Below are 24,978 nucleotides of genomic sequence, written 5' to 3' on the forward strand. Positions count from 1 at the left end.
CACCGATGGTGAATCAGTTGTTCCACCAGGAGCATAGCTGAGTAGCTAAGTGTGGAAAAGATAAGCGCTGAAAAGCATCTAAGCGTGAAACAGACTTCAAGATTAGGTATCTCACTTTGTTAAGAAGGTAAGATCCCTTAAAGATGATAAGGTAGATAGGCCAGAGGTGTAAGTGTAGTAATACATTAAGCTAACTGGTACTAATAGATCGAGGGCTTAATCATTATTTCCTATATGTATCTTTGAATTTACAGTTTTAATTTCAATCACCAATTAATTTTTAACGCATTTAACAACTTTTTTTCAGTAAAAGAAAGAACTCGCTGCGCTCAAACAGCTTTCTTTTTTAACCTTCAAAAAAGTTATGAAATGCTAAATTAATAAGGTTCTGAAATTAAAACAGAAATTCTGTTAGCTTTTCTCAAAGTGAAAAGATCAAAATAATAGATCAAGTTAGCTTTAGAAGAGAGCAGAGTACATGAAAACAACAATTTTATAGATTTCCGGTGGTAATTGCGGAGGGGCAACACTTGTTCCCATCTCGAACACAAAAGTTAAGTCCTCCAGCGCCTATGGTACTGCATTGGTAACGATGTGGGAGAGTAGGTCGCTGCCGGTCCTTTTTTCCAAGCTTTGATGATTGTTTATTTATTGTATTGGGGTGTAGCCAAGCGGTAAGGCACTGGGTTTTGGTCTCAGGACGCGTAGGTTCGAATCCTACCGCCCCAGCCATTAAATTATCATCATTTATTTGGGCCATTAGCTCAGTTGGCAGAGCACCTGACTTTTAATCAGGTTGTCGGAGGTTCGAATCCTCCATGGCTCACCATTTATAGCGCGGGGTAGAGCAGTCTGGTAGCTCGTCAGGCTCATAACCTGGAGGTCATCGGTTCGAATCCGGTCCCCGCAACCATTTTAAAATATAATAATTTTTATATATACATCAGGCAAAAATTTTATGGTAATGATGCGGGAGTAGCTCAGTTGGCTAGAGCATCAGCCTTCCAAGCTGAGGGTCGCGAGTTCGAGTCTCGTTTCCCGCTCCATATAACATGGGTCTATAGCTCAGTTGGCTAGAGCATGTGGTTCATACCCACAGTGTCAGAGGTTCAAGTCCTCTTAGACCCACCATTTGTATTCATGGAGAGGTACCCAAGTGGCTGAAGGGGCGGGTTTGCTAAACCTGTAGCAGGGTATTTACCCTGGCGAGGGTTCGAATCCCTCTCTCTCCGCCATTTAATTTATGCCCTCATCGTCTAGGGGTCTAGGACACCAGGTTTTCATCCTGGCGGCAGGGGTTCGAATCCCCTTGAGGGTACCATTTTTGCGGGCGAATAGCTCAGTTGGGAGAGCACCTGCCTTACAAGCAGGGGGTCACAGGTTCGAGCCCTGTTTCGCCCACCATTTAAATATGAAGTATATTGTTAGATTGGAAGAGATTCCTTTCTCGACATCTTACTTCCTACATCCAAATACGGAGGTGTAGCGTAGCGGTTTAACGCGCCGGCCTGTCAAGCCGGAGATCGCGGGTTCAAATCCCGTCTCCTCCGCCATTTTTTTTGCCGATGTAGCTCAGTTGGTAGCAGCGCTTCCATGGTAAGGAAGAGGTCACCGGTTCAACTCCGGTCATCGGCTCCATTAGTTTAAACAGCCATGGGGATATAGCTCAGCTGGGAGAGCGCTACACTGGCAGTGTAGAGGCCAGGGGTTCGAGTCCCCTTATCTCCACCAAAGTATATTTTATTTTGATGGAGAAATACAATTTAATAATTAAATTAGAAGGAGAATAGGATTTTTTATTATAAGATTCCTGATTCCTACTTCTTACTTCCTACATTTATTTTGGAGGGGTGCCCGAGTGGTTAAAGGGAGCAGACTGTAAATCTGCCGGCGATGCCTACAAAGGTTCAAATCCTTTCCCCTCCACCATTAAATATGCGGGAATAGCTCAGTGGTAGAGCATCACGTTGCCAACGTGAGGGTCGCGAGTTCAAATCTCGTTTCCCGCTCCATTTGATATTTTGCACCTATTGGGTGCTTTTTTTATTTTTATATATATCTTAATATTCAAACAATTAATTTATGCTTTATAAATTTAATTATTACTGCTATAATAATATATAATTATATACAAGAATTGAGAAGAGAGTAATTCAGTTTTAAACTGAAAATATATTTTATGAGGTGTTTACAAAATGCATGAAAAACTATTTACTCCAGGCCCAACAGAAGTGAGAACAGAGCTATTACAGCAGTTATCAACTGCACAGATTCATCACAGAACTGAAGAATTTTCTCGAGTTTATGATGATATTCAGGTTAATTTACAGAAACTACTTTATACAGATAATCCAGTTTTATTATTTTCTTCGTCTTCAACAGGTGCAATGGAAGCGGCAGTGACTAACGGTGTTAAAAAACGCTGCTTAAATTTTGTTAATGGGGCTTTTTCAGATCGTTGGCATCAAATCACTAAAAAAAATGGGGTTCCTTGTGATAAAGTACAAGTTCCATGGGATCAAGCAATTAAGCCTGAACTAGTAGAAAAAAGACTTAATTCTGGTAATTATGATGCTATTACGGTTGTCTTAAATGAAACTTCTACAGGTTTGATGAATCCAATAAAAGAAATTGGCGAAGTTGTAAAGAAATTTGATGATGTTTTATTTTTGGTTGATGCTGTATCTGGGATGGCGGGTACAGAAATTAGAGTAGATGATTGGGGTATCGATATGTGTCTGGCTGGGGTACAGAAGGCTTTTGCTTTACCAGCTGGTTTAACTGTGGCTTCAGTTAGTAAAAAATTATTGAAAAGATCAGAAACAGTTGAAAATAGAAGTTATTATTTTAATTTGCCACTTTTATATAAATATCATCAAAGATCTCAGACAAGAACCACTCCTGCAATACCACAAATATTTGCATTGCAGAAGCAATTAAATGATATTGTAGATGATGAAGGAATTGAAAATAGATTTGAAAGACATAAAGAAATGGCTGAATATGTTCAAAATTGGGCTTTGAAGTATTTTGATATTTATGCTGAAGAAGGTTATTGGTCAAATACTGTTACCTGTATTGAGAATAATAGGGGTATAGATGTTAGTAATTTAATCAATGAACTTGTAGAAAAGTATAACATTAGAATTGCAAATGGTTATGGTGATTTAAAAAATAAAGCTTTTAGAATAGGCCACATGGGAGATTTAAGTTTGGTTGATATTAAAGGTTTATTAGCAACTATTGAAGATATATTATCTTTATAGTTATTAACAGTATAGTTTTAAAAATTTAAATTAAAAATAGCAGCCAATTTAAGGCTGCTATTTTTAACATTTATATATATTTTAGATTTCTAAAAAACATAAATCTTTTACTTTTGTATCTAATTCATCTAATTGAGTTCTAATTTCTTCCAATATTTCCTTCGATGGTTTAGAATCAATCTGCATCATCATTATAGCATTTCCACCAATTTCTTTACGACCTACCTGCATATTTGCAATGTTTATATTTGCCTCACCTAAAGTAGATCCAATTTTGCCAATAACTCCTGGTTTATCCTGGTAACTTACTATAATAAATTCTCCAGAGAGGTCTAAATCAATTCTTAATCCATTGATTTCAATTAATCTAAAACCTATAGGTAAGTAAGTTCCAGCGAGACTATAATTATCAATGTCAGTTTTAAGATTGATTTTAATTATATTATTTAGTTCACCCTCATTTTGGATTTGGCTTTCTTTGAGAGCAATCCCTCTTTCTTGAGCCACATGCATTGCATTTACTAGATTAATTCTATCATCTAAAATTGGTTCTAAAATAGATTTAACTAAACTTAAGGTCATTGGTTTGTGATTATATTGATTAATTTCTCCACCATACTCAACTTCAACAGCTTCAATTCTTTCGTGTCCCTTCCATTTTGCCATAAAATTACCTAATTTTGTTATCAGATTTATATAGGGCTTAGCCTGATTAAACTCTTGTGGATCCATAGCTGGTATGTTTAATGGAGATGCAGGTAAATTATTTTTTAATACGGATACAACTTCTTCCGCTGCAGTTATAGAAACATTGTCCATAGCTTCTGTAGTTGTTCCTCCCAAATGACAGGTCATTATTACCTTATCTTCAAATTTAAGCAGTGGGTTGTTACTTGCTCTTACCGGTTCTTCCTCGTGCACATCAATTGCTGCACCGGCTATTTTATTTTTTTCTAATGCCTTAGCTAAAGCTTCAGTATCAACATTTTGACCTCGAGCACAGTTAATAACACGAGCATCATTTTTCATTATTGCAAACTCTTTATGACTTAGAATATGGTATGTTTCATCAGTCAAAGGAGTATGTAGGGTAATGTAATCGGATTTTTCTAAAACCTCTTTAAATGGTAGTAGAGAAACATTTATTTTTTCTGCTTTTTTAGGTGATAAATAAGGATCATTAGCAATTACTTTCATACCAAAACTTTGTGCCCTTTTTGCAACTCTGCTTCCAATTCTACCAAGGCCAATAATTCCTAAAGTTTTACCGTTGACTTCTACCCCCATATATTTCTTTCTATCCCAGATATTATTGTGTAATGCTTGATTAGCCTGGGCAATATTTCGAGAAAGAGAAAGCATCATTCCCAATGTATGTTCTACTGCAGAAATTGTATTACCTGTAGGAGTATTAAAAACAAATATTCCATTTTTAGTTGCTTCATCCAAATCAATATTATCATAACCAGTTCCAGCTCTACCTATAACTTTAAGTTTTTTAGCTTTATTTAATGCTTCTTTATCCAAAAGTGTCATGCTGCGCACAATTATTCCATCATAATTACTAATAATTTTCAAAAAATATTCGCGGCCTAACTCTGGCTTAAAATCAACTTCCATTCCTGCTTCTTCTAAAACGTCAATACCTTTTTGAGCAATATTGTCACTAACTAACACTTTGTACACTTATTACCACTCCTTCTCTCTTCTTGCTACTAATTTTTATTAATTATATCTAAAAGTAATTGATAAAGCAAGCGTTTAATTCTTTAAAGTGATAAAATTATTATAAAAGACTAATTTTTGTTGTTATTATATTTCAAACTTGCCGTAGAGCTAATTAAAATATATAATGAATAAAGAGGAGTGATAAGTATGGCAAAAGTATTTCCATTTAAAGCTTATAGATATAACCAGGAAAAAGTTAAAGATTTAGAGAAAGTAGTAACCCAACCATATGATAAAATTGATACTAAACTACAAAATAATTATTACGAACAGAGTCCTTATAATATTGTTCGTTTGATTTTAGGGAAAGAAGAAAATCGTTATCAAAGTGCAGCAAAATATTTAAAAAAGTGGATTAAAGATGAAGTTTTAATTCAAGATCAAAAACCTGGATTTTATATCTATACTCAAGAATACGAAGTAGCTGGGGAAAAATTCATTCGCAAAGGTTTTGCGGCTTTAGGGGAGTTAGAAGTTGGTGAAGGTGTAAAAGAACATGAGACTACTATGGAAGGCCCTAAGGCTGATCGTTTAAACTTAATTCGAGCAACTGAAGCAAATTTCGGACATATATTTATGCTTTATTCTGATCAAAAAAACGAAATAAATAATTTATTGATAAAAAAAATGAAAAATGAAGCACTTATAAAGGTTAAAGATGAAGATAAAAATATTCATAAAATCTGGAAGTTAGAAGATGATAAGCTGATAAAAGAAATAAAAGAAAAAATGGAGAATAAAAATTTATATATCGCTGACGGCCATCATCGTTATCAGACAGCCTTAAATTATCAAAAAGAATGTATAGATAAAGGTTGGGAAGCTGATGGGGTAGAAAGTTTTAATCATCGCTTAATGACTTTTATTAATATGGATGATCCAGGTTTAAGAGTATTACCAACTCACAGATTGTTATATGGGATAAAAGATTTTAACCTTAATTTATTTCTAAAAAAAGTAGCTGAGGATTTTAGTATAAAAGATTTTGAGAGTAAAGATAAAATGTATGAGTATTTAGATGCGAACACAGATAATAAAGTATTTGGTTTTAAAGCAGTAGAAGCTGATAAACATTATGTTTTTGAATTTGAAAATGAGGAAATTTTAAATGAAATTGAAGAAAAATATTCTAAAGAATACAAGAAATTGGATGTTAGTATTCTGCATAATATTTTATTAGATAAGTATCTTGGCATAGATAAAAAAGCGCTAGCTGCTAAATCTAATTTAGATTATATTAGATATCGTGATACAGCTCTAAAAAGCCTTGAAAAGGATAAATATCAGGCTGCATTTATTTTAAATCCAACTTCTGTTAAAGAGGTTAAGGAAATTGCTGATTTTGGTGAAAAAATGCCGCAAAAATCTACAGATTTTTACCCAAAATTATTAACCGGTCTGGTTATTAATAAACTTTCAATTAAAAAGTGATAGAGTGAAAGTCTGCTCGCAAATCTCGTGGGCTTGCCCCGAGCAGGGTCAATTTATTCTAGTTGAAATTCAAACTGTAATTATAGAGATTTTGTTATAAGGATGGGATCTATGTTAGAATACAAAAGGAACATATTAATATATCTGACAGCAATAATCCTTTTAGTCTTACTTGGATTTGCAGCTTTATTTATAGGATCAAGTGATATTAATTCAAAGGATGTAATTTCTTATATATTTAATAGCAGTGAAGTTTCTGTTTCAATCAGCATCATTATTTTTGAAATTAGATTGCCAAGGATTGTTTTAGCTTTTATTGTAGGTGCGGGTTTGGCTGTAGCTGGTTCTGTGTTTCAAGCTATCATAAGAAATCCGATGGTTGATCCATATATTATTGGTATTTCTGCTGGCGCTGGTACTGGAGTTATGCTGGCCTTATTTTTAGGTATAGAAATTGCTATTTTTAATCTTAATACAATTCCAGTCTTTGCTTTTTTGGGAGCAGCTTTAACTGTTTTAACTGTTTATCAATTGGCCAGGGTCGGCAGAAAATTACCCGTTTTAACTTTCTTATTAGCTGGAGTTGCAATGAGTTTTATCTTAAATTCGCTTATGTCATTTTTAATGGTGCTTAGAACAGAAAATCTGCAGCAATTAGTATATTGGCTAATGGGAAGTTTAGCCGGATCATCCTGGAATGATATTAATATGATATTACCTTATTTTTTAGTTGCCTTATTAGTTATAGTTTTTCATTTAAAGGATTTAAATATTTTACTACTGGGAGAAGAAAGTGCAGCCCATTTAGGATTAAATGTTGAAAGAACAAAAGTCATTTTATTAGGGGCTGCCTCATTGATTACTGCTTCAGTTGTTTCAGTGAGTGGGAGCATTGGCTTTATTGGATTAGTGGTACCTCATATTACAAGGATGATTATTGGCCCTGACCATAGAAAATTAATACCGCTTGCGGCAGTAATAGGAGGATCATTTTTGCTGATTGCTGATACAGCAGCAAGAACCTTAATGGCTCCGATGGAATTACCGGTAGGAATAATAACTGCTCTAGCTGGAGGACCATATTTCATTTATTTATTGCGCAATAAATCTAAAAATATTTGGTGAAAATTATGTTAAAAACAAATAATATTGAATTTAGTTATAATCAAAAAAATATTCTTAAAGGTATTGATTTACAAATAAATAAAGGTTCTTTTATTGGGATTATTGGTCCTAATGCTTCTGGTAAATCTACTCTTTTAAAAAATATCAGCAGAACTTTAATAGCTGATAAAGGAACGGTTTATCTTGATAAAAAAATATTAAATGAATATAGTTCTTTAGAATTAGCAAAAAAAATGGCTGTTGTACCTCAAAATACAGAAATAAGCTTTAATTTTAATGTTTATGATATTATAATGATGGGGAGGCATCCATATCAAAAAAGATGGTCAGGATTAAACGAAGAGGATAAGAAAATAGTAAAAGAGGTAATGGTAGTTACTGATACTTTGAAATTAAAAAATAAATTAATTAATGAACTATCCGGAGGTGAAAGGCAAAGAGTCATAATAGCTAGAGCTTTAGCTCAAAAACCGGATATATTATTATTGGATGAACCAACCTCTAACTTAGATATTAATTATCAGGGAGAAATTTATGATTTATTAAAATATTTAAATCAGGAATTTAATCTAACTATCATTACAGTATCTCATGATTTGAATTTAACTGCCCAATATTGTGAAGAGTTATTATTACTTAAAGAGGGGGAAATATTTGCTGCTGGTTCAGCAGCAAAAGTATTAACTGAAGAAAATATAAAGAAAGTTTATAAGGCTGAGGTTTTAATAAAAATGAATCCTATTTCTGAGAAACCATTTGTTACTGTAATTCCTGAAGCAAATAACAAATTTAGAAAAGAAAGATATAAAGATTTTAAAATACATGTAATAGCAGGTGGAGGAACAGCCCAAAATTTTCTATATAAATTAGATAATGCAGGCTATCCATTAAGTATCGGGGTCTTAAATGTTGGTGATGCTGATTGGCAGGTAGCAAAAGAACTTGGGATCGAAATTGTTGAGGCACCACCATTTATAGATATTTCTAGGAAAGCAATTGAAAAAAATAGAAAATTAATTCAAAAGTCAGATTTGGTTATTTTAAGTGACTTACCATTTGGACATGGAAATCTTGCTAATTTAGAGATTCTTCTTGATTTCCCCAAAAAGAAAAAGGTTCTTTTTTCGAATCATAGTATTAAAAAAAGGGATTATATTGAAGGAAAAGCGGAATTAATCTGGAATAAGATAATAATGGAAGATGAAAATGTTATTTTGTTAAAAGATAAAAATAATTTAATAAATAAAGTCAAGGAATTGGAAAACGTGGAGATGGAGATGTGATTATGATAAAGGCTGCAGACTTAGAAAATGAATATTTTTTAGTTTTAATTCCTGGGAAAGAACTTGTAGAAACTGCTTCAAAGGTTCAAAAAATTGTTTCTGAGCATTATAATCTTTATCCAGATCAAATATATCCGCAGCTTCATATTACAATTGATAGAATAGATAAAAATAAAGTGGCAGAAGCTAAAGAAATTTTATCTAATAAAATTAAGGAATTCGGTAAAATTGAAATAGAAGTAGATAGATTTAGCTGTATTAAGTTTTCGGATCAACACCAGCTTGTTTTAGAAGTTAATGAAACAGAGTCCTTGCAAAATTTTTCTAAAGCTGTTCATCAGACTTTAATTAATAATGGTATTTCGACAATAGAAAATTATGAAGAATGGATGTTTCATATTACAATAATAAGCAATATATTTGCTGAAAACCCTATACCAATGGATGAACTAACAGAAATATGTTTGTTTATGGAAGGGATGTCTAGACCATTAGCTGCTGCAGCTAATAAAATTGAAATATGGCGTCCAACTTTAGATCCAGTAGAAAAAATAATCGCTAGTTTTGATTTAGCTTAGAGTTTTATAGGTTAATTTTATTTGAATAATATAATGGGAGTGATGAATATGGCAAAAGAAATTAAAGCTTTTATCTTTGATCTTGACGGTGTAATTACAGATACAGCAGAATATCATTATAAAAGTTGGCAAAGTTTGGCGGATGAAGAAGACTTGTTTTTTAACCGTGAAGTTAATGAAAAATTACGTGGAGTTTCTAGAATGGCTTCTTTAGAAATAATTTTAGATGGTAAAGAAGTTGATGAAGATACAAAAAAAGAATGGACAGATAGAAAAAATAAATATTATCAAAAATATTTAGAAGAGATAACTAAAGAAAACATTTTAGATGATATGGAAGCTAAATTAGAAAGACTAAAAAATGAGGGCTATAAAATTGCTGTAGGATCATCAAGCAGAAATGCAAGAAAAGTTTTAAAACAGTTAAAAATATATGATATGTTTGATGCGATTTCAGATGGTAATAGTGTAGAAAATGCAAAACCAGCGCCAGATTTATTTCTACATACTGCTAGAAATCTTGGGGTTGAGCCAGAAGAATGTGTTGTTTTAGAAGACGCAGAATCTGGCGTAGAAGCCGCACTAGCTGCTAATATGAAAGCAGTTGGAGTAGGTCCTGAAGCTAGAGTTGGAAAAGCAAACTTAGTTTATGGAAACGTAGATTCCATAGATTTTGATGAAATTTTAGAAAAATTATAAAAAATATTTCAAAAAAAGAAGGAGTTTTAGAGTCTGTAAAGAATATTAATATTAAGAGTCAATTATTACAGACTCTTTTTTATTTAAATCTTCGCAAGCGCTTGCGTAAATTTGATAAGTTATTTACTTGGAGGTTAAAGATGCAAATTACTCTTAAAGATATTGCCAGAATGGCTGATGTAGCAGAATCAACTGTTTCTAGAGCTTTAAATGATAAACCTGGTGTTGGCAAAGATACAAAACGTAAGATTTTAAAGATTGCACAAGAAAATAACTATCGTCCTAATCAACTTGCAAGAGGATTAGCTGCTAACAAAACAAATATGATAGCAGTTATTCTTTCAGAAATGGATAGTCCCGGCAATATTGAGATAGTAAAAAGCATAGAAAAATCTGCTGATGAAAAAGGGTATCAAATAATTCTTTGTAATACAAATAACCAAGAGGAAAAAGAAAAAAATTATCTCTCACTTTTAGAATCAAATCAAGTTGATGGAGCAATTTTTATTGGTGGTAAGCTTGTAGGAAGTCACCTTTTGAGGGCTAGTTTTAGTCCAAAGAATAATATAGTTTTAGTTAATCGTCTTGCAGAAGAAAATTTTTTTACTTCAGTTTTAACTGATTATAGTCAGGGTATTTTTAAAGCTGTAAAACATCTTGTAGGAGAAGGTTTTAAAAATATAGCTCTTATTTGCGGCCACCAAAATGATCTAATTGAAGAAGAAAAAATTAGTGGTTATAAATTAGCTTTAAGGGAGGCTGGTCTAGAAGTTAAGCCAGAACTAATATTCCCAACTAAAGCTGATAGACAGGCGGGTTATGATGTTTTTTTAGATATCATTGAAAAAGATGTTATTCCAGATGCTTTTATTTCAACAAGAGAATTAACAACAATTGGACTTGTAGAGGCCATTAAAATGGGAGGATATTTTATCCCGGATGATTTTGCTGTGGTTGGTTATGGCGATAATATACTGACATCGATAATAGATCCACCACTTACTGTTATAAGTGAACCGGTGGGAAAAATAGCTAATTATTCTTTTGAATTTTTATTAAAATTAATTAATGAAAAAATGAATGAGCAACAAATTGAAGTTTTAACTCCCGAATTAATTATTAGGGAGTCATCAATATCAAAATACAATTAAAATTATGAGGAGGATTTTTTAATGGCAAGTGTAACTTTAGAACATGTTTATAAGCGTTTTGGTGACTTAGTGGCAGTAAAAGATCAGAGTTTAGAGATTAAAGACAAAGAGTTTGTTGTCTTGGTTGGCCCATCTGGATGTGGTAAATCTACTACTTTAAGAATGATTGCTGGTTTGGAAGAAATTAGTGAGGGTGACATTAAGATTGGTGACAATATAGTTAATGATGTAGCTCCCAAGGATAGAGACATTGCTATGGTTTTCCAGAACTATGCTCTTTATCCTCATATGAACGTTTATGATAACATGGCTTTTGGTCTTAAATTACGTAAATTTCCTAAAGATGAGATTGAAAGACGGGTCCAGGAAGCTGCCGATATTTTAGGTATTGAGCAGTTATTAGAAAGAAAACCTAAACAGTTATCTGGTGGTCAGAGACAGCGTGTTGCTTTAGGACGTGCAATTGTACGTGAACCTCAGGTTTTCTTAATGGATGAGCCTCTTTCTAACCTTGATGCAAAACTAAGGGTTCAAATGAGAACTGAATTATCTAAATTACATGATGAATTACAGACAACAATGATTTATGTAACTCATGATCAGACTGAAGCGATGACTATGGGAGACAGAATTGTTGTGCTTAAAGATGGTGTAATCCAGCAGGTGGATGATCCATTATCTTTATATAATCACCCGAATAATATGTTTGTAGGTGGATTCATTGGTTCTCCAGCTATGAACTTTATGGATGCTAAAATTGAGAAAGAAGGAGACACCTACTATATAGATGGTGATGGTACCTTTAGAATTCGTGTGCCTGAAGATAAAGAAGATTATATTAAAGATTATGCAGGTAAAGATGTAGTTTTTGGTGTTAGACCGGAAGATATTGTTGATACTGATATTAATCACGACTTTGAAGTTAAAGAAGATAATTCTTTTGAAGCGGATGTAGATGTTGTTGAGCCGATGGGTTCAGAGATCTATCTTTATTTAGCTGAAGAAGGACATTCTTTAATTGCGCGTGTAGAAGCTGAAAGTAAGGCGCAAACTGGTGACACAATTTCTCTTGGTGTTGATTTAAGAAAAATCCATATCTTTGATGCTGAAACAGAAGAATGTATATTCTAAGTTAAATTTATAAAATTTATTTACAATTAAAATTAAATATATTAGTTAAAAAGGCAGCTGAAATTTTAATTCAGCTGCTTTTTTGATTAATTTTAAAATTTAAAGTATAATAATTATTGTAAGTAGATATAAGACAATGGTTTAATTAGGAGGATTAATGATGCCTCGACAAAAAAAAGATTTTTTGTTAAATCCAGTAGTTATAATAATTATAGTTATTATAGCTGTGATTTCTGTGTTTAATTTTTACCAAAATACAACTAAAATCAATCAGATTGAAACTCAGATAAGTGAAATCGAAACTCAAATTGCTAAAGAAAAAGCTAAAAATGAAAAATTAGAAAAACAAATAAAAAACAGCGATGATAATGAATATATAGAAGAAATTGCTAGAGAGAAATTGGGGCTAGTTAAGCCAGGAGAAAAATTATTAATACCAGTGGAATCAGAAAATAAAAATGAAAATCAAGAAAAAGATAAAAATGACAAAAAAAATTGAAAGCAAATTTAATAATTTATATAATTTTAATATAAAAAATAAAGGAGTTTTTAAATGTCAGAATATATAAAGGTAGATTTATTTAAATTAGCAGCTTCAAAATTAAATTTAAAAAAAGAAAATATTAAAACAACAGTTGAACTATTAGATGCTGGGAATACAGTCCCGTTTATTGCGCGTTATAGAAAAGAAATGACAGGAAGTCTTGATGAAGAGGAAATAAGAAATATTGAAGAAAAAATAGATTATCTACGTCGACTAAATGAGCGAAAAAATGATGTTGCTGCAGCAGCGGATAAGCAGGATAAATTGGATGAAGAAATTTTAAACAAACTTAAGAAGGCTGATACCTTACAGGAAGTTGAAGATTTATATCGCCCCTTTAAGGTTAAAAAACAGACAAAGGCTGCTAAAGCAATTGAAAAGGGCTTAAAGCCTCTTGCCGATTTAATTTTTAATCAGGAAAAAAATGCAGCAGAAATCAAAGCCCTGGCCCAGGAGCAGCTGGACCCAGAAAAAGAATTGAAAAATATAGAAGATGTTTTAAGTGGGGCGGAAGATATAATTGCTGGAGAAATATCAGATGATGCTGAGCTCCGAAAAAAATTAAGAGATTTTGTATTCAAAACTGCTAAAATTACTTCTGAACAAAAAAATGAGGATGAAGAAGGAAAATATCAGGATTATTATGAGTTTAAAGAATCAATCAATAAAATTCCTCCACACCGAATTTTAGCTTTAAATAGAGGAGAAAACGAAGATATTTTGCGTGTTAAAGTAGAAGTTGATGATGACCGGGCAGTGGAAATGATTTATAATCTTTATGAATTCGATAATAGAAAAAGTGGAACTTTTGAACATTTAGTTAATGGTGTTGATTATGCTTATAAAAGACTTATTTTTCCTTCTTTAGAGAGAGAAGTTCGCAATCATCTAACCGAGAAAGCAGAAGAGAAAGCAGTTAATAACTTTTCTACAAATCTAAAATCTTTATTGATGCAGCCCCCTTTAGAAGATCAAAGAGTACTTGCTGTTGATCCGGCTTTTAGAACTGGGTGTAAATTAGCTGCTTTAGCAGAAGACGGCCAGTTATTAGATACAGGAGCTATTTATCCTCATCCGCCAGTTAATAAACAAGGAGAAGCTGCTGAAATGGTGGCTAAATTGGTAAAAAAGCATGAGATAGATATAATTGTAATAGGTAATGGTACTGCAAGCAGGGAGACGGAAACTTTTATTGCAGAGCTAATTAAAAGTGGTATGGATGTCGAATATACTATTGTAAGTGAGGCAGGTGCTTCTGTTTACTCTGCTTCTAAATTAGCACGGAAAGAATTTCCTGATTTAGATGTTTCAATTAGAGGGGCAATTTCAATTGGACGTAGAATACAGGATCCACTTGCTGAGTTGGTGAAAATTGATCCTAAATCATTGGGTGTTGGCATGTATCAACATGATATTTCACAGAAACGTCTGGAAAAAGCTCTTAATGAGGTTGTAATTGATGCTGTTAATCATGTTGGAGTAGAAATTAATACTGCCTCTGCTGCTCTTTTGACTTATGTTGCCGGAATAAGTTCTAATAATGCTGAAAAAATAATTGAGCATCGCAGTCAAAATGGAGAGTTTAAAGAGCGTAAAGAGCTGCTTGATGTATATGGTTTTGGCCCTAAAACTTATGAGCAGGCGGCTGGGTTTATTCGTTTAAACTCCAAAGAGGATCCATTTGCAATTACTCCTATTCATCCTGAGTCTTATCGGGCAGCAGAAAAAATATTAGAAAACATTAATTATATTGCTGCAGACATCAGGGATAAAGAAAAGCTTAACCAGGTAAGAGAAAAATTAAATAATATTGACTTAGTAAAAATAGCCACAGATTTAGAAATTGGACTTCCGACTGCTAAAGATATTGTTGCTTCGCTTAAACAACCAGGTCGTGATCCAAGAGATTCTATGCCGGCTCCTATTTTTAGAAAAGATATTTTGAAAATAGAAGATATTAAATCTGGCATGATATTTAAAGGAAAGGTTAGAAATATAGTTGATTTTGGAGCATTTGTTGATATTGGTTTAAAACAAGATGGACTGCTGCATATTTCCGAAATGAGTCAGATGTATGTTAGCGATCCTTTTGAAATTGTCGAAATAGGTCAAAATATAGAGGTTAAAGTTCTTGATGTTGATCAAAAAAGAGGTAGAATTTCTTTAACTTTAAAATTTTAGCCCATAAATTTGACAGTTCTGACTAAATTAAGTTATAATGAGTACAATATTAATATCTAGGGAGGAATTTTTTAAAGATGTCCATTGAAGTTGGTACTATAGTTGTAGGAGAAGTTACAGGGATAACAAATTTTGGTGCTTTTGTTGAGTTGGAAAGTGGAGAGACTGGCCTTGTTCATATTTCAGAGGTTGCTAACACATATGTAAAAGATATTAGTAATTTCTTAAAAGAAGGCGATGAAGTTAAGGTTAAAGTTATTAATGTTGATGACGACGGGAAAATTGGTCTTTCCATCAAACAATTAGAGGACCCAGATGACAGAATTGATCATGCTCCAGAGATGTCCTTTGATGAAAAAATGGAACGTTTCTTGAAGCAGAGCAGTGAACGTCAGCAAGATCTAAAAAGTAGAGAGGCAAAGAATGGCGGAAGCTCCAACTAAATATTTGCCAATTTTTTATTAACTTTTTAAACATCCTTTAATTCGTTTAAGGGGTGTTTTCTCTTTTTATATTAAGTTAATAATAAAAAAATACAGGGAGAAGTAATAATGAATGAGCATAAGATTATAGAACTTCAGTTAGATAGAACTATTAATAATTTTTTTAAAACAGCTAAATACTGTCCATTTGGTTTTCCAGCTGTAATAACTGTCAATCCATTTGTTAATAATATTCCAGCACCAACAATTTATTGGCTGAGTTGTCCTTATTTAAATTATAAAGTCGATCGTTTAGAAGCTGAAAGTAATTTAATTTCAGATTTAAGAAATAAATTACAATCTGATCAAAATTTTAAAATTAAAATGATTGAAGCTCATAACAAATATGCAAAGCAAAGGAAAAAGTTATTGTCTGAGGAACAATTAAATCAAGCAAAAGATGTTTCTGAAGATTTATATAAGACACTTATGAATTCTGGTGTTGGTGGAATCAGGGAAAAAGAAGGTATAAAATGTTTACATACACATCTTGCTGATTTTTTAGTTAATAAGTTTAACCCAGCAGGTGAAATTGTGTTTAGCAAGATTAATTGGCCTGATAACTGTCAAATTTGCAAAGAAAGGATTGATGAATTTGAGAGCAGCTGCGGTTGACATTGGAACAAATTCTTGTCGATTATTAATAGCTGAGAAAAAAACAGATGAGTCTTTTAATATTTTAAGCAGAAAGTTAGAAATTACAAGACTTGGTGAAGGTGTAGATCAAAATAAAATTTTAAAAAAAAGAGCTGTTAACCGAGTTTTTAAAGTTTTGAAAAAATATAAAGCAATAATAGATGAATTTCAGGTAGACAGGGTCCGTATTGTTGGGACAAGTGCTCTAAGAGATGTAGAAAATTCTTATTTATTAACTGAAAAAATTAAGGATTTAGGACTTAAATTAGAAATAATAAGTGGGGAAAAGGAAGCTAAATTAAATTATTTGGGCGCAGTCTCTAATTTGGAAGATAATTTTTTATTAGTTGATATTGGAGGTGGAAGCACCGAATTCATTTGGTCAAATTCCTCGGAAATAAATTTTAAAAGTTTGGATGTTGGCTGTGTTAGAATGACAGAGAAATTTATAGCTGACCCTAATGAGAAAATTAGTTTAGCTGAAATTAATGAAATTCAAAGTTATGTAGATAATTCACTTTCAAAAGAACTTGAATTAGATAAAAAATTTAAAGTTAAAGGTGTGGGTGGTACAATAACTACGTTGGCTGCTGTTAAACTTGCTTTAGAAGTATATGATAGCAGTAAAATAGAAGATTTAAAACTGAAATATTCTGAGCTTGAAAAAATCAGGGATAGATTAAAGGATCTTAAATTAAAAGAAAGAAAAAAAGTTAAGGGTCTACAGCCTAAAAGAGCTGATATTATTGTGTCAGGTCTTATTATTTTAATGACAATCATGAAATATATAAATAGTCAGGAGCTTTACGTTAGTGATCATGATTTATTATATGGTTTATTAAAAGAAGAGTTATTTAATTAACTAAATGATTGATTATATAATTGATTTTTAAAAAGTTAAATGGTGGAGGCTTTTATAATGAAAAGCAGATTCAAAGATTTTATTGAGAAAAATAATTTACTTAATAATTGTAAAAGCTTATTAATTGCTGTGTCCGGAGGACCTGATTCCTTAGCAATGCTAAATCTTTTTTATGAATTAAGTGATGATTTTGAAATAAAAATAGCAGCTGCTCATTTAGATCATATGTTTAGAGAAGAATCTTCTGCTGAAGCTGATTTTGTAGAAAAATTTACCCGGGATAAAGGGATTGAATTTTTTCGCAAAAGTGAAAATTTGCCAGAGTTGATTAAAACGAAAAATATTTCTGCTGAGGCAGCAGCTAGAAAAGTTAGATTTAATTTTTTTAGTGAAATTATGAATAAATACAATTACGACTCATTGGCTCTTGCTCATCATAGAGATGATCAGGCAGAAACTGTTTTGTTAAATTTATTTAGAGGTAGTGGTTTAAAGGGCTTAAGTGGAATTCAGCCTGAAGTAAAGGTTGATGAATTAAAAATTATTCATCCCATGCTCTGTTTTAGTAAAGAAGAAATTTTAGCTTATTGTCAAGAAGTAAATCTAAAGCCTCGTTTTGACAGCAGCAATGAAGAAAATATCTACAGTAGGAATGTAATTCGCAATAAAATTTTTCCTATTGTAGAAAATAGAATTAATGAAAATGCAAGAGAGGTAATTGCCAGGAGTAGTAATATCATCGCTGCCGAAGATCAATTTATAGAGCAGTTGGCATTAAAAAAATATAAAAAAATTTTAATAGAAGAAAATAGTGATAAAGTTATAATTGACTTTAATAAATTCCGAAATATTGATCAAGTTTTACAGCGTAGAATATATAGGATTATTTATAATAAAATTAACAATAATCTTGACGATTTATATTTTGATCATATATTAGAAATCGAAAAATTAATTGATGATGATCAAACAGGAAGAGGAATAGATATAGCCTCTGAAATCAGAATAGAAATTAGTTATTCTAATTTAATTTTTTTTAAAAAAGACATTTTAAATATTGATAGTCAAGAAGATATAGAAATAAAATTAAATCAAGAAATTCAAATTGATAAAAAACGCAGTATAAGTTCAGCAGTTATAGCTAAAAAAGATTTTTCTTTTGTTGACAACTCTTGCCGTTCTGCTTTTGATTTTAATAAATTAAATTTCCCTTTAAAAATAAGAAGAAGAAAGCCGGGAGATAAATTTATTCCTTTAGGGATGGAGGGCCATAAGAAAGTCAAAGATATTTTGATTGATGAAAAAGTTCCAAAATATTTAAGGGAAGAGGTCCCGTTAGTTGTCGATGCTGAGGATAATATAATTTGGCTGGCGCCATATAGAATTTCTGATGATTATAAGATTACTAAAGAAACAGATAAGATTTTAATTTTAAGATTAAAATATAAATAGGAGGATCACAATGGGGAAAAATACTGTTTTTTCAGATGACATTAAAGAGATTGTAATTGATGAGCAAGAATTGAAAGATAGGATATCAGAGCTGGGCAAGGAAATTACAGATAGTTATGAAAAAGATGATGATATAGTAATGCTCTGTATTTTAAGGGGAGCTATTTTATTTATGGCTGATTTAGCAAGGGAAATTGATTTGCCAGTGGTATTTGATTTTATGGATGTTTCAAGTTATGGTGCTTCAACAGAATCATCAGGTGTTGTTAGAATTATAAAAGATATGGAAGAAAATATAGAGGGAAGACATCTTTTAATTGTTGAAGATATTATTGATACTGGTAGAACCTTAAAACATGTTGTAGATATGCTCGAAACTCGTGACCCCAAAAGTATTAAAGTAGTTACCTTATTAGATAAACCAGATAGAAGGGTACAAAAAGAGATGGATGCAGATTTTAATGGTTTTGAAATACCTGATAAATTTGTCGTAGGTTATGGTCTTGATTTTGCTGAAAAATATCGAAATCTTTCATTTATTGGTGTGTTAAAAGAAAAATTATATATATAAATACTCAGCGGCTTAAATATTAATATTTATATATATTATTTTCTAATTAAAATTTAATATTCATAGTTTATAATGTATTTTAGCTGAGCATTTTAGTATTGTTTTGATTAAGGAAAATTAGTAATAACTATCAAGATAGATTATTTACAAAATATAAATATTATGTTATAATATTTTACTGTATATGATTTAAGTCGTAGGGGAGGTAAAGAAATTTGAATAAGTTTGTTAAAAATATAGGATTTTATTTAATTCTGATTGCTATATCTATTTTAGTTGCTCAATTTTTTATGCAGCAGGGACCATCTACTATAGAAGAATTCACATACACTAATCTTTTACAAGAGGTTGAAGCTGACAATATTAATGAAGTAACTATTATAGGAAATCAGGAAGTGACAGGTACATTTAATAATAAAGAATTTAAAGTTCCGGTTCCACCGGAGGCTATTCCATCTTTGATGCAGGAATTAAGAGCTGGTGATGTTAATATTAAAACAGAACCACAACCAACAACACCCTGGTGGATTAATATTTTAAGTTATATTTTACCTGTTGTGATTTTAATTGTTGCCTGGATTTTCATTATGCAGAAAATGCAGGGTGGCGGCAGCAAAATGATGTCATTTGGTAAAAGCAAAGCCAAACTGAATGAAAGTGATGTTAATGTAACATTTGAGGATGTTGCAAATTATGATGAGGTAAAAGAAGAACTGCAGGAAGTAATTCAGTTTTTACAAAAGCCGGATAAATTTACTGAGTTGGGTGCTGAAGTGCCTAAAGGAGTATTGATGGTTGGCCCTCCAGGAACTGGTAAAACCTTAATGGCAAAAGCAGTTGCAGGAGAAGCTGGTGTTCCATTCTTCTTTATCAGTGGATCTGATTTTGTGGAAATGTTCGTTGGTGTTGGAGCATCTCGAGTCAGAGATTTATTTGAAAAAGGTAAAAAGAATTCACCTTGTATTATCTTTATTGATGAACTTGATGCTGTTGGTCGTCAACGTGGTGCTGGCCTTGGAGGCGGACACGATGAGAGAGAACAGACATTAAATCAACTTTTAGTTGAAATGGATGGTTTTGAACCAAATGAGGGTATAATATTAATGGCTGCTACAAATAGACCGGATGTATTAGATCCTGCTTTATTAAGACCTGGACGTTTTGATAGACAGGTAATGGTTGATAAACCAGATAGATTGGGAAGACAGAAAATATTAGAAATTCATGTAAAAAATAAACCTTTAGATGATAATATTGATTTGGAAATCTTGGCTAAAAGAACTCCAGGCTTTACTGGTGCAGATATGGAGAATTTGGCTAATGAAGCTGCAATTTTAGCTGCTAGAAGATCGAAAAAAATTATTGCAATGAAGGAATTTGATGATGCAATTGATAGAGTGATTGCAGGCCCAGCCAAGAAAAGCAGAATTGTAACTGATGAAGAGAAAAATCTTGTTTCCTATCATGAAACAGGACATGCTTTATTGGGTGAGTTATTAGAACATGCTGATCGCACACATAAAGTAACAATAATTCCTCGTGGTAGAGCGGGTGGATTTACTGTTCCACTTCCCTCAGATGATCAGAACTTTATGACTAAAGGACAACTTCTGGATAAAGTTACCAGTTTAATGGGAGGAAGAGCTGCAGAATCTATTTTCCTTGATGATATTAGTACAGGTGCTCAGAATGATATAGAAAGAGCAACTAAAATTATTAGAGCAATGGTAACTGAATATGGTATGAGTGAAAATTTAGGCCCTTTAACTTTAGGTCAGAAACATGATCAACAGGTCTTTTTGGGTCGAGATATTTCTCGCCAAAGAAATTATAGTGAAGAAGTTGCTGCTCGTATTGATAAAGAGATTAGTAAAATGGTCGAGGAATGTTATAGTAAAGCAGAAAGGCTTCTAAGAGACAATTCTGAGACAGTAGAAAACATTGTTTCTGCTCTGAAAGAACATGAGACTTTAAATTCTGATCAGATTAAGCGTATAATGAGGGGCGAAGAAATAACTGGTGATCCCGATAAAGACAGAATAGAAGAAGATGATTCTGATGGAGATCAGGATAATCAAGAGAGTATAATCACTACTTTTAAACCTGAACCACAGAATGCTTAAATATAAGATTAATCTAAAAGACCAGCGTATGCTGGTCTTTTTTTGTTATATTAATAATAAAATGTAAGCAGTTTACTTTATTTTTTATTATCGAAAGTCTATAATAGAAATCAATATCGATAAACGATAAAGAGGTGAAAACATGAAAAATAGTATTTTAAGAAAAATGTTTTTAGCATTTATGAGGATTCATATTCTTCATCATGCCAAAAAAGAAGCTTTTTTTGGTTTATGGATGATTGATGAACTCAAAAGTCATGGATATGAAATAAGCTCAGGTACTCTATATCCAGTTCTGCATTCTATGGAAGCTGATGGTATACTGATTAGTGAGGAGAAAACAATTGATGGGAAAGTGAGAAAGTATTACAGTCTTACTGATAAAGGAGCAGAAGTTTTAGAAGAAGTTAAGAAAAAAACCAGTGAACTTAGTCGAGAAATAATTGAGTAATTATTTTTGATTATGGATAATCTTATTTAAAAAAAGGGGGCAATATGTTTAAACTTAAAGATGTAAAATTTAAAAATATTTTAAATGTCGAAGATATAGAGCTGGAAGAAAAGATGATTACTGCAATTTTAGGAAGTAGTGGTGGTGGAAAAACAACATTTTTAAAACTGCTTAATAACATGATAACCGCTGATCAAGGGATAATAAAGTATAAGGGTGAAGAAATAGAAAATTATGATCCAGTTAAATTACGAAGAGAAGTTGTAATGCTTCCGCAGGATCCTAAAATTTTCAAAGGTACTATTAAGGAAAATTTTGAATTAACAGAAGAAATCACTGGTAATAAAGCTTCTAAAAATTTAAATTATAATGATCTTTTAAAGAAAGTATCCTTAACGCAAAATATTGATGATTCTGCTGATAATTTGTCTGGGGGAGAAAAACAACGTTTGGCCTTGGCAAGAGTTATGTTATTAGAACCAAAAGTTTTACTTTTAGATGAACCATCTTCTTCTTTAGATAAAATAACTGAAGAAAAAATTATTAATATGGTAGTCGATTATGCAAAAGAAAATAATAGAACTTTAATTATGGTAACTCATAGTCCAGAAATTGCCAAAAAATTTGCTGATAAAATAATTAATATTGAAAATGGTGAGATAGTTGATTGAACTTTAACTTATAGAAGGAGTGAACATAAATGAGTGAAACTATAGATATTCAAATAACTCAACTAGTTTTTGCTTATATATTTGTTATAGTATTATTGTTTATTGTTAAGAAAAAAGGAATAGGACACAAGGGAGAAATCTTATTAGCTTCAGTTCGGATGACTATTCAATTAGTTGCAGTAGGATTTATATTAGATTATGTTTTTGCTAATCAAAATCCCATTTATAGTTTGTTGATTTTATTTATTATGGAGGTCTTTGCTATATATAACATTTATGGAAGAGTTAATGGTAAAATTTCTAAAAAATTAAAAATAATTATTGCCAGCTCAATGTTTTTAGGGACCTCAATCAGTATCTTCTTTTTCGTGCTTGCTGTGGTAGGCCTTGATCCCTGGTTTAGGGCAGACTATTTCATTCCTCTTTCTGGAATGTTAATTGGTAATTCAATGACAGGGATTTCTTTAGGAGTCAATCATTTGATAAATGGAATTAGGGATAATAAAGATTTAATTGAGAATTATTTAATGCTAGGTGCTGAGCCAGAAACTGCTGTGAAAAAAATTAGTAACAGAGCTTTCTATAATGCAGTTTTACCAACAATAAATTCCATGATGGGGATGGGAATTGTATTTCTACCAGGAATGATGACCGGTCAAATTTTGGCTGGAGCTTCGCCAATTATTGCTATTAAATATCAAATTGCAATAATGATGGGTATTTTGGGTAGTGTTACTTTAACTGTATTTTTTATGATTAACAAAGGTTCTAAAACCTTTTTTAATTCTAGAAAACAATTGAAAATTTAATTTTAGTCTAGATATTAAAGAAGTAATTCTTAAAATAACATTGAAATATTCAGCTAAAAAATATAAGATTAAGGTAAAGAAATTATCTGAGGGGGAAATATAGTGAAAAGTGATATTCAAATTGCTCAGGAAGCTAAAATGGAAGAGATAACAAAGATTGCTGAAAAAGTTGGTTTAGAGGAAGATGATTTAGAGTTATATGGTAAATACAAGGCAAAGGTTAAGTTAGATGTTTTGAAAAGGTTATCTGATAACTCGGACAGCAAGCTAGTTTTAGTAACTGCAATTACACCAACTCCAGCTGGTGAAGGTAAAACGACCACTACTGTTGGTTTAGGTCAGGCATTAAATAGAATTGGGGAAAATGCAGTAATTGCAATTCGCGAACCATCTTTAGGACCGACAATGGGAATTAAAGGTGGAGCAGCTGGTGGTGGTTATGCACAGGTAATTCCAATGGAAGATATTAATCTTCATTTTACAGGAGATATTCATGCTATTGGTGTAGCGCATAATTTGCTTGCAGCAGCTATTGATAATCATATCAAACAAGGTAATGAATTAAATATTGATCCAACTCAAATAACCTTTAAAAGAGCCTTAGATATGAATGACCGTGCACTTAGAGAAACTATAGTTGGATTAGGTGGAACAATAAATGGCCAGCCTAGAGAGGATGGTTTCTTAATTACCGTTGCTTCGGAGATAATGGCAATACTTTGTCTGGCAAATGACTTGATGGAATTAAAAGATAAATTAGGTAAAATTGTTATTGGTTATAGTTATGATGGTGAAAGTATTACTGCTCATGATTTAAAAGTCGAAGGTGCAATGACTGCTCTTTTAAAAGATGCGATTAAACCTAACTTAGTTCAGACTTTAGAAAATACACCTGCCTTTATTCATGGAGGACCATTTGCCAATATTGCTCATGGCTGTAATAGTGTAATGGCGACTAAATTCTCAATGAAACTGGGCGATATTACTGTTACAGAAGCAGGTTTCGGTGCTGATCTGGGGGCGGAGAAATTTTATAACATAAAATCTAGATTTGCTGATTTAAAACCGGATGCGACTGTTCTTGTAGCAACTATCAGAGCTTTAAAAATGCATGGGGGAGTAGACCTAGCAGATCTAAAAGAAGAGAATCTAGAAGCTTTAGAAGCTGGCATGGAAAATTTAGAAAAACATATAGAAAATGTGCATAAATTTGGAGTGCCTACAGTTGTAGCAATTAATAGATTTCCTGATGACACTGAAAAAGAGTTAGCTTTAGTTCGAAAAAAATGCGAAAAATTGGGGGTTAATGTAGCTCTGTCTGAAGTTTGGGCTAAAGGTGGAGAAGGTGGAGAAGAATTAGCTAATGCAGTTGTTGATGTTTTAGAAAACGAAAAAAGTCAATTTGAATTTCTTTATGATGAAAAGGCACCGATAAAAGATAAAATTGAAAAAATTGCTAAAGAAATTTATGGAGCTGATGGAGTTAACTATAGTGATACTGCTCTTGGTCAAATTGAAAAGTATGAAAAACAGGGATATGCAGATATTCCAGTTTGTATGGCTAAAACCCAAAGTTCAATTTCTGATAACCCTAGTTTAAAAGGGCGGCCTAGTGGTTTTAAGATTAATGTTAATGAAATTAATCTTTCAGCAGGTGCTGGTTTTTTAGTTGTAATGACTGGTCCAGTCTTAACAATGCCTGGATTACCCAAAAGACCTTCTGCAGAGGATATAGATATTGATGCAGATGGTAAAATTTCTGGATTGTTCTAAATAACTTTAAAAAGGTTATTAAATAAGTTAT

The 24,978-nt window shown here is 32.1% G+C and carries 21 protein-coding genes, 13 tRNA genes and 2 rRNA genes; 35 read left to right on the forward strand and 1 reads right to left on the reverse strand.

The window, feature by feature from the left end; translation table 11 throughout:
• The 16 genes from HSACCH_RS00150 to HSACCH_RS00225 form a co-directional block, all read left to right on the forward strand.
• Positions 1-224, forward strand: a 23S ribosomal RNA gene (locus HSACCH_RS00150); the annotation flags it as partial.
• A 278-nt stretch (positions 225-502) separates the two neighbouring features.
• Positions 503-619 (forward strand): 5S ribosomal RNA (rrf, locus tag HSACCH_RS00155).
• A gap of 38 nt (positions 620-657) precedes the next feature.
• Positions 658-732: transfer RNA gene (locus tag HSACCH_RS00160), tRNA-Gln, on the forward strand.
• A gap of 21 nt (positions 733-753) precedes the next feature.
• Positions 754-829, forward strand: a tRNA-Lys gene (locus tag HSACCH_RS00165).
• Between the two features lie 7 nt (positions 830-836).
• A tRNA-Met gene (locus HSACCH_RS00170) sits at positions 837-913 on the forward strand.
• 56 nt (positions 914-969) lie between these two features.
• Positions 970-1,046: transfer RNA gene (locus HSACCH_RS00175), tRNA-Gly, on the forward strand.
• Positions 1,047-1,054: 8 nt separating this feature from the next.
• Positions 1,055-1,131 (forward strand) — tRNA-Met (locus HSACCH_RS00180).
• Positions 1,132-1,142: 11 nt separating this feature from the next.
• A tRNA-Ser gene (locus tag HSACCH_RS00185) sits at positions 1,143-1,235 on the forward strand.
• Positions 1,236-1,245: 10 nt separating this feature from the next.
• Positions 1,246-1,321 (forward strand) — tRNA-Glu (locus HSACCH_RS00190).
• Positions 1,322-1,328: 7 nt separating this feature from the next.
• Positions 1,329-1,404 (forward strand) — tRNA-Val (locus HSACCH_RS00195).
• A gap of 72 nt (positions 1,405-1,476) precedes the next feature.
• Positions 1,477-1,553 (forward strand) — tRNA-Asp (locus tag HSACCH_RS00200).
• An 8-nt stretch (positions 1,554-1,561) separates the two neighbouring features.
• Positions 1,562-1,638: transfer RNA gene (locus HSACCH_RS00205), tRNA-Thr, on the forward strand.
• Positions 1,639-1,655: 17 nt separating this feature from the next.
• A tRNA-Ala gene (locus HSACCH_RS00210) sits at positions 1,656-1,731 on the forward strand.
• Between the two features lie 113 nt (positions 1,732-1,844).
• A tRNA-Tyr gene (locus tag HSACCH_RS00215) sits at positions 1,845-1,929 on the forward strand.
• A gap of 8 nt (positions 1,930-1,937) precedes the next feature.
• Positions 1,938-2,012, forward strand: a tRNA-Gly gene (locus HSACCH_RS00220).
• Between the two features lie 183 nt (positions 2,013-2,195).
• On the forward strand, positions 2,196-3,266 hold the full coding sequence (locus HSACCH_RS00225; protein WP_005486941.1) for a pyridoxal-phosphate-dependent aminotransferase family protein: 1,071 nt from the start codon (positions 2,196-2,198) through the stop codon (positions 3,264-3,266).
• An 81-nt stretch (positions 3,267-3,347) separates the two neighbouring features.
• Here HSACCH_RS00225 and serA read toward each other — a convergent pair whose 3' ends face one another.
• Positions 3,348-4,952 carry a phosphoglycerate dehydrogenase gene (gene serA, locus HSACCH_RS00230; RefSeq protein ID WP_005486943.1) on the reverse strand — a complete coding sequence of 535 codons (1,605 nt, stop codon included), beginning with the start codon at positions 4,950-4,952 and terminating at the stop codon, positions 3,348-3,350.
• A gap of 189 nt (positions 4,953-5,141) precedes the next feature.
• Here serA and HSACCH_RS00235 point away from each other — a divergent pair, with 189 nt between their 5' ends.
• From HSACCH_RS00235 to HSACCH_RS00325, 19 genes are all read left to right on the forward strand, one after another.
• Positions 5,142-6,425: a DUF1015 domain-containing protein gene (locus tag HSACCH_RS00235; RefSeq protein ID WP_005486945.1), complete on the forward strand. Its 1,284-nt coding sequence runs from the start codon at positions 5,142-5,144 to the stop codon at positions 6,423-6,425.
• A 111-nt stretch (positions 6,426-6,536) separates the two neighbouring features.
• The gene (locus HSACCH_RS00240; RefSeq protein ID WP_005486946.1) at positions 6,537-7,550 is read left to right on the forward strand and encodes a FecCD family ABC transporter permease; all 1,014 of its coding nucleotides are present in this window, start codon (positions 6,537-6,539) and stop codon (positions 7,548-7,550) included.
• A 5-nt stretch (positions 7,551-7,555) separates the two neighbouring features.
• On the forward strand, positions 7,556-8,833 hold the full coding sequence (locus tag HSACCH_RS00245) for an ABC transporter ATP-binding protein (RefSeq protein ID WP_005486948.1): 1,278 nt from the start codon (positions 7,556-7,558) through the stop codon (positions 8,831-8,833).
• A 2-nt stretch (positions 8,834-8,835) separates the two neighbouring features.
• Complete coding sequence (locus HSACCH_RS00250) at positions 8,836-9,411, forward strand: AKAP7-like phosphoesterase domain-containing protein (protein WP_005486950.1); 576 nt, start codon at positions 8,836-8,838, stop codon at positions 9,409-9,411.
• A 48-nt stretch (positions 9,412-9,459) separates the two neighbouring features.
• Entirely contained in the window at positions 9,460-10,110 is a 651-nt protein-coding gene (gene pgmB, locus HSACCH_RS00255) for a beta-phosphoglucomutase (RefSeq protein ID WP_005486951.1), read from the forward strand.
• 140 nt (positions 10,111-10,250) lie between these two features.
• Positions 10,251-11,261: a LacI family DNA-binding transcriptional regulator gene (locus tag HSACCH_RS00260; RefSeq protein ID WP_005486952.1), complete on the forward strand. Its 1,011-nt coding sequence runs from the start codon at positions 10,251-10,253 to the stop codon at positions 11,259-11,261.
• Positions 11,262-11,282: 21 nt separating this feature from the next.
• Positions 11,283-12,392 carry an ABC transporter ATP-binding protein gene (locus HSACCH_RS00265; RefSeq protein WP_005486953.1) on the forward strand — a complete coding sequence of 370 codons (1,110 nt, stop codon included), beginning with the start codon at positions 11,283-11,285 and terminating at the stop codon, positions 12,390-12,392.
• A gap of 160 nt (positions 12,393-12,552) precedes the next feature.
• Positions 12,553-12,891, forward strand: a complete 339-nt coding sequence (locus tag HSACCH_RS00270; protein ID WP_040476880.1) for an FtsB family cell division protein — start codon at positions 12,553-12,555, stop codon at positions 12,889-12,891.
• Positions 12,892-12,945: 54 nt separating this feature from the next.
• Entirely contained in the window at positions 12,946-15,117 is a 2,172-nt protein-coding gene (locus HSACCH_RS00275; RefSeq protein ID WP_005486959.1) for a Tex family protein, read from the forward strand.
• A gap of 77 nt (positions 15,118-15,194) precedes the next feature.
• On the forward strand, positions 15,195-15,560 hold the full coding sequence (locus HSACCH_RS00280; protein ID WP_005486960.1) for a S1 RNA-binding domain-containing protein: 366 nt from the start codon (positions 15,195-15,197) through the stop codon (positions 15,558-15,560).
• A 108-nt stretch (positions 15,561-15,668) separates the two neighbouring features.
• Positions 15,669-16,214, forward strand: a complete 546-nt coding sequence (locus tag HSACCH_RS00285) for a DUF501 domain-containing protein (protein ID WP_005486961.1) — start codon at positions 15,669-15,671, stop codon at positions 16,212-16,214.
• Positions 16,189-17,097 carry a Ppx/GppA phosphatase family protein gene (locus tag HSACCH_RS00290; RefSeq protein ID WP_040476882.1) on the forward strand — a complete coding sequence of 303 codons (909 nt, stop codon included), beginning with the start codon at positions 16,189-16,191 and terminating at the stop codon, positions 17,095-17,097. The genes HSACCH_RS00285 and HSACCH_RS00290 overlap by 26 nt, the downstream gene beginning before the upstream one ends.
• A gap of 57 nt (positions 17,098-17,154) precedes the next feature.
• Positions 17,155-18,549, forward strand: a complete 1,395-nt coding sequence (tilS, locus tag HSACCH_RS00295) for a tRNA lysidine(34) synthetase TilS (RefSeq protein WP_005486964.1) — start codon at positions 17,155-17,157, stop codon at positions 18,547-18,549.
• A gap of 10 nt (positions 18,550-18,559) precedes the next feature.
• The gene (gene hpt, locus HSACCH_RS00300; protein WP_005486966.1) at positions 18,560-19,120 is read left to right on the forward strand and encodes a hypoxanthine phosphoribosyltransferase; all 561 of its coding nucleotides are present in this window, start codon (positions 18,560-18,562) and stop codon (positions 19,118-19,120) included.
• A 215-nt stretch (positions 19,121-19,335) separates the two neighbouring features.
• Positions 19,336-21,243 (forward strand): ATP-dependent zinc metalloprotease FtsH, encoded by a 1,908-nt coding sequence (gene ftsH / locus HSACCH_RS00305; protein WP_005486968.1) that lies wholly within the window; start codon positions 19,336-19,338, stop codon positions 21,241-21,243.
• A 142-nt stretch (positions 21,244-21,385) separates the two neighbouring features.
• A complete protein-coding gene (locus tag HSACCH_RS00310) occupies positions 21,386-21,694 on the forward strand; it encodes a PadR family transcriptional regulator (RefSeq protein WP_005486970.1) in 309 nt (102 codons plus the stop codon).
• Between the two features lie 44 nt (positions 21,695-21,738).
• Positions 21,739-22,365: an ABC transporter ATP-binding protein gene (locus HSACCH_RS00315; protein WP_005486972.1), complete on the forward strand. Its 627-nt coding sequence runs from the start codon at positions 21,739-21,741 to the stop codon at positions 22,363-22,365.
• Between the two features lie 29 nt (positions 22,366-22,394).
• The gene (locus HSACCH_RS00320) at positions 22,395-23,174 is read left to right on the forward strand and encodes an ABC transporter permease (protein WP_005486976.1); all 780 of its coding nucleotides are present in this window, start codon (positions 22,395-22,397) and stop codon (positions 23,172-23,174) included.
• A gap of 102 nt (positions 23,175-23,276) precedes the next feature.
• The gene (locus HSACCH_RS00325; protein WP_005486977.1) at positions 23,277-24,947 is read left to right on the forward strand and encodes a formate--tetrahydrofolate ligase; all 1,671 of its coding nucleotides are present in this window, start codon (positions 23,277-23,279) and stop codon (positions 24,945-24,947) included.
• Positions 24,948-24,978: the final 31 nt, after the last annotated feature.

Source organism: Halanaerobium saccharolyticum subsp. saccharolyticum DSM 6643, assembly GCF_000350165.1.
Taxonomy (GTDB): domain Bacteria; phylum Bacillota; class Halanaerobiia; order Halanaerobiales; family Halanaerobiaceae; genus Halanaerobium; species Halanaerobium saccharolyticum.

What these genes read in the sequence shown, in the direction of transcription:
- HSACCH_RS00260 (WP_005486952.1), top strand. Translation starts at nt 10,251, where the DNA reads ATGCAAATTACTCTTAAAGATATTGCCAGAATGGCTGATGTAGCAGAA.
- HSACCH_RS00315 (WP_005486972.1), top strand. Translation starts at nt 21,739, where the DNA reads ATGTTTAAACTTAAAGATGTAAAATTTAAAAATATTTTAAATGTCGAA.
- HSACCH_RS00235 (WP_005486945.1), top strand. Translation starts at nt 5,142, where the DNA reads ATGGCAAAAGTATTTCCATTTAAAGCTTATAGATATAACCAGGAAAAA.
- HSACCH_RS00250 (WP_005486950.1), top strand. Translation starts at nt 8,836, where the DNA reads ATGATAAAGGCTGCAGACTTAGAAAATGAATATTTTTTAGTTTTAATT.
- HSACCH_RS00270 (WP_040476880.1), top strand. Translation starts at nt 12,553, where the DNA reads ATGCCTCGACAAAAAAAAGATTTTTTGTTAAATCCAGTAGTTATAATA.
- HSACCH_RS00280 (WP_005486960.1), top strand. Translation starts at nt 15,195, where the DNA reads ATGTCCATTGAAGTTGGTACTATAGTTGTAGGAGAAGTTACAGGGATA.
- HSACCH_RS00225 (WP_005486941.1), top strand. Translation starts at nt 2,196, where the DNA reads ATGCATGAAAAACTATTTACTCCAGGCCCAACAGAAGTGAGAACAGAG.
- tilS (WP_005486964.1), top strand. Translation starts at nt 17,155, where the DNA reads ATGAAAAGCAGATTCAAAGATTTTATTGAGAAAAATAATTTACTTAAT.
- hpt (WP_005486966.1), top strand. Translation starts at nt 18,560, where the DNA reads ATGGGGAAAAATACTGTTTTTTCAGATGACATTAAAGAGATTGTAATT.
- HSACCH_RS00320 (WP_005486976.1), top strand. Translation starts at nt 22,395, where the DNA reads ATGAGTGAAACTATAGATATTCAAATAACTCAACTAGTTTTTGCTTAT.
- HSACCH_RS00265 (WP_005486953.1), top strand. Translation starts at nt 11,283, where the DNA reads ATGGCAAGTGTAACTTTAGAACATGTTTATAAGCGTTTTGGTGACTTA.
- HSACCH_RS00245 (WP_005486948.1), top strand. Translation starts at nt 7,556, where the DNA reads ATGTTAAAAACAAATAATATTGAATTTAGTTATAATCAAAAAAATATT.
- HSACCH_RS00310 (WP_005486970.1), top strand. Translation starts at nt 21,386, where the DNA reads ATGAAAAATAGTATTTTAAGAAAAATGTTTTTAGCATTTATGAGGATT.
- HSACCH_RS00275 (WP_005486959.1), top strand. Translation starts at nt 12,946, where the DNA reads ATGTCAGAATATATAAAGGTAGATTTATTTAAATTAGCAGCTTCAAAA.
- HSACCH_RS00240 (WP_005486946.1), top strand. Translation starts at nt 6,537, where the DNA reads ATGTTAGAATACAAAAGGAACATATTAATATATCTGACAGCAATAATC.
- pgmB (WP_005486951.1), top strand. Translation starts at nt 9,460, where the DNA reads ATGGCAAAAGAAATTAAAGCTTTTATCTTTGATCTTGACGGTGTAATT.
- HSACCH_RS00285 (WP_005486961.1), top strand. Translation starts at nt 15,669, where the DNA reads ATGAATGAGCATAAGATTATAGAACTTCAGTTAGATAGAACTATTAAT.
- HSACCH_RS00290 (WP_040476882.1), top strand. Translation starts at nt 16,189, where the DNA reads ATGAATTTGAGAGCAGCTGCGGTTGACATTGGAACAAATTCTTGTCGA.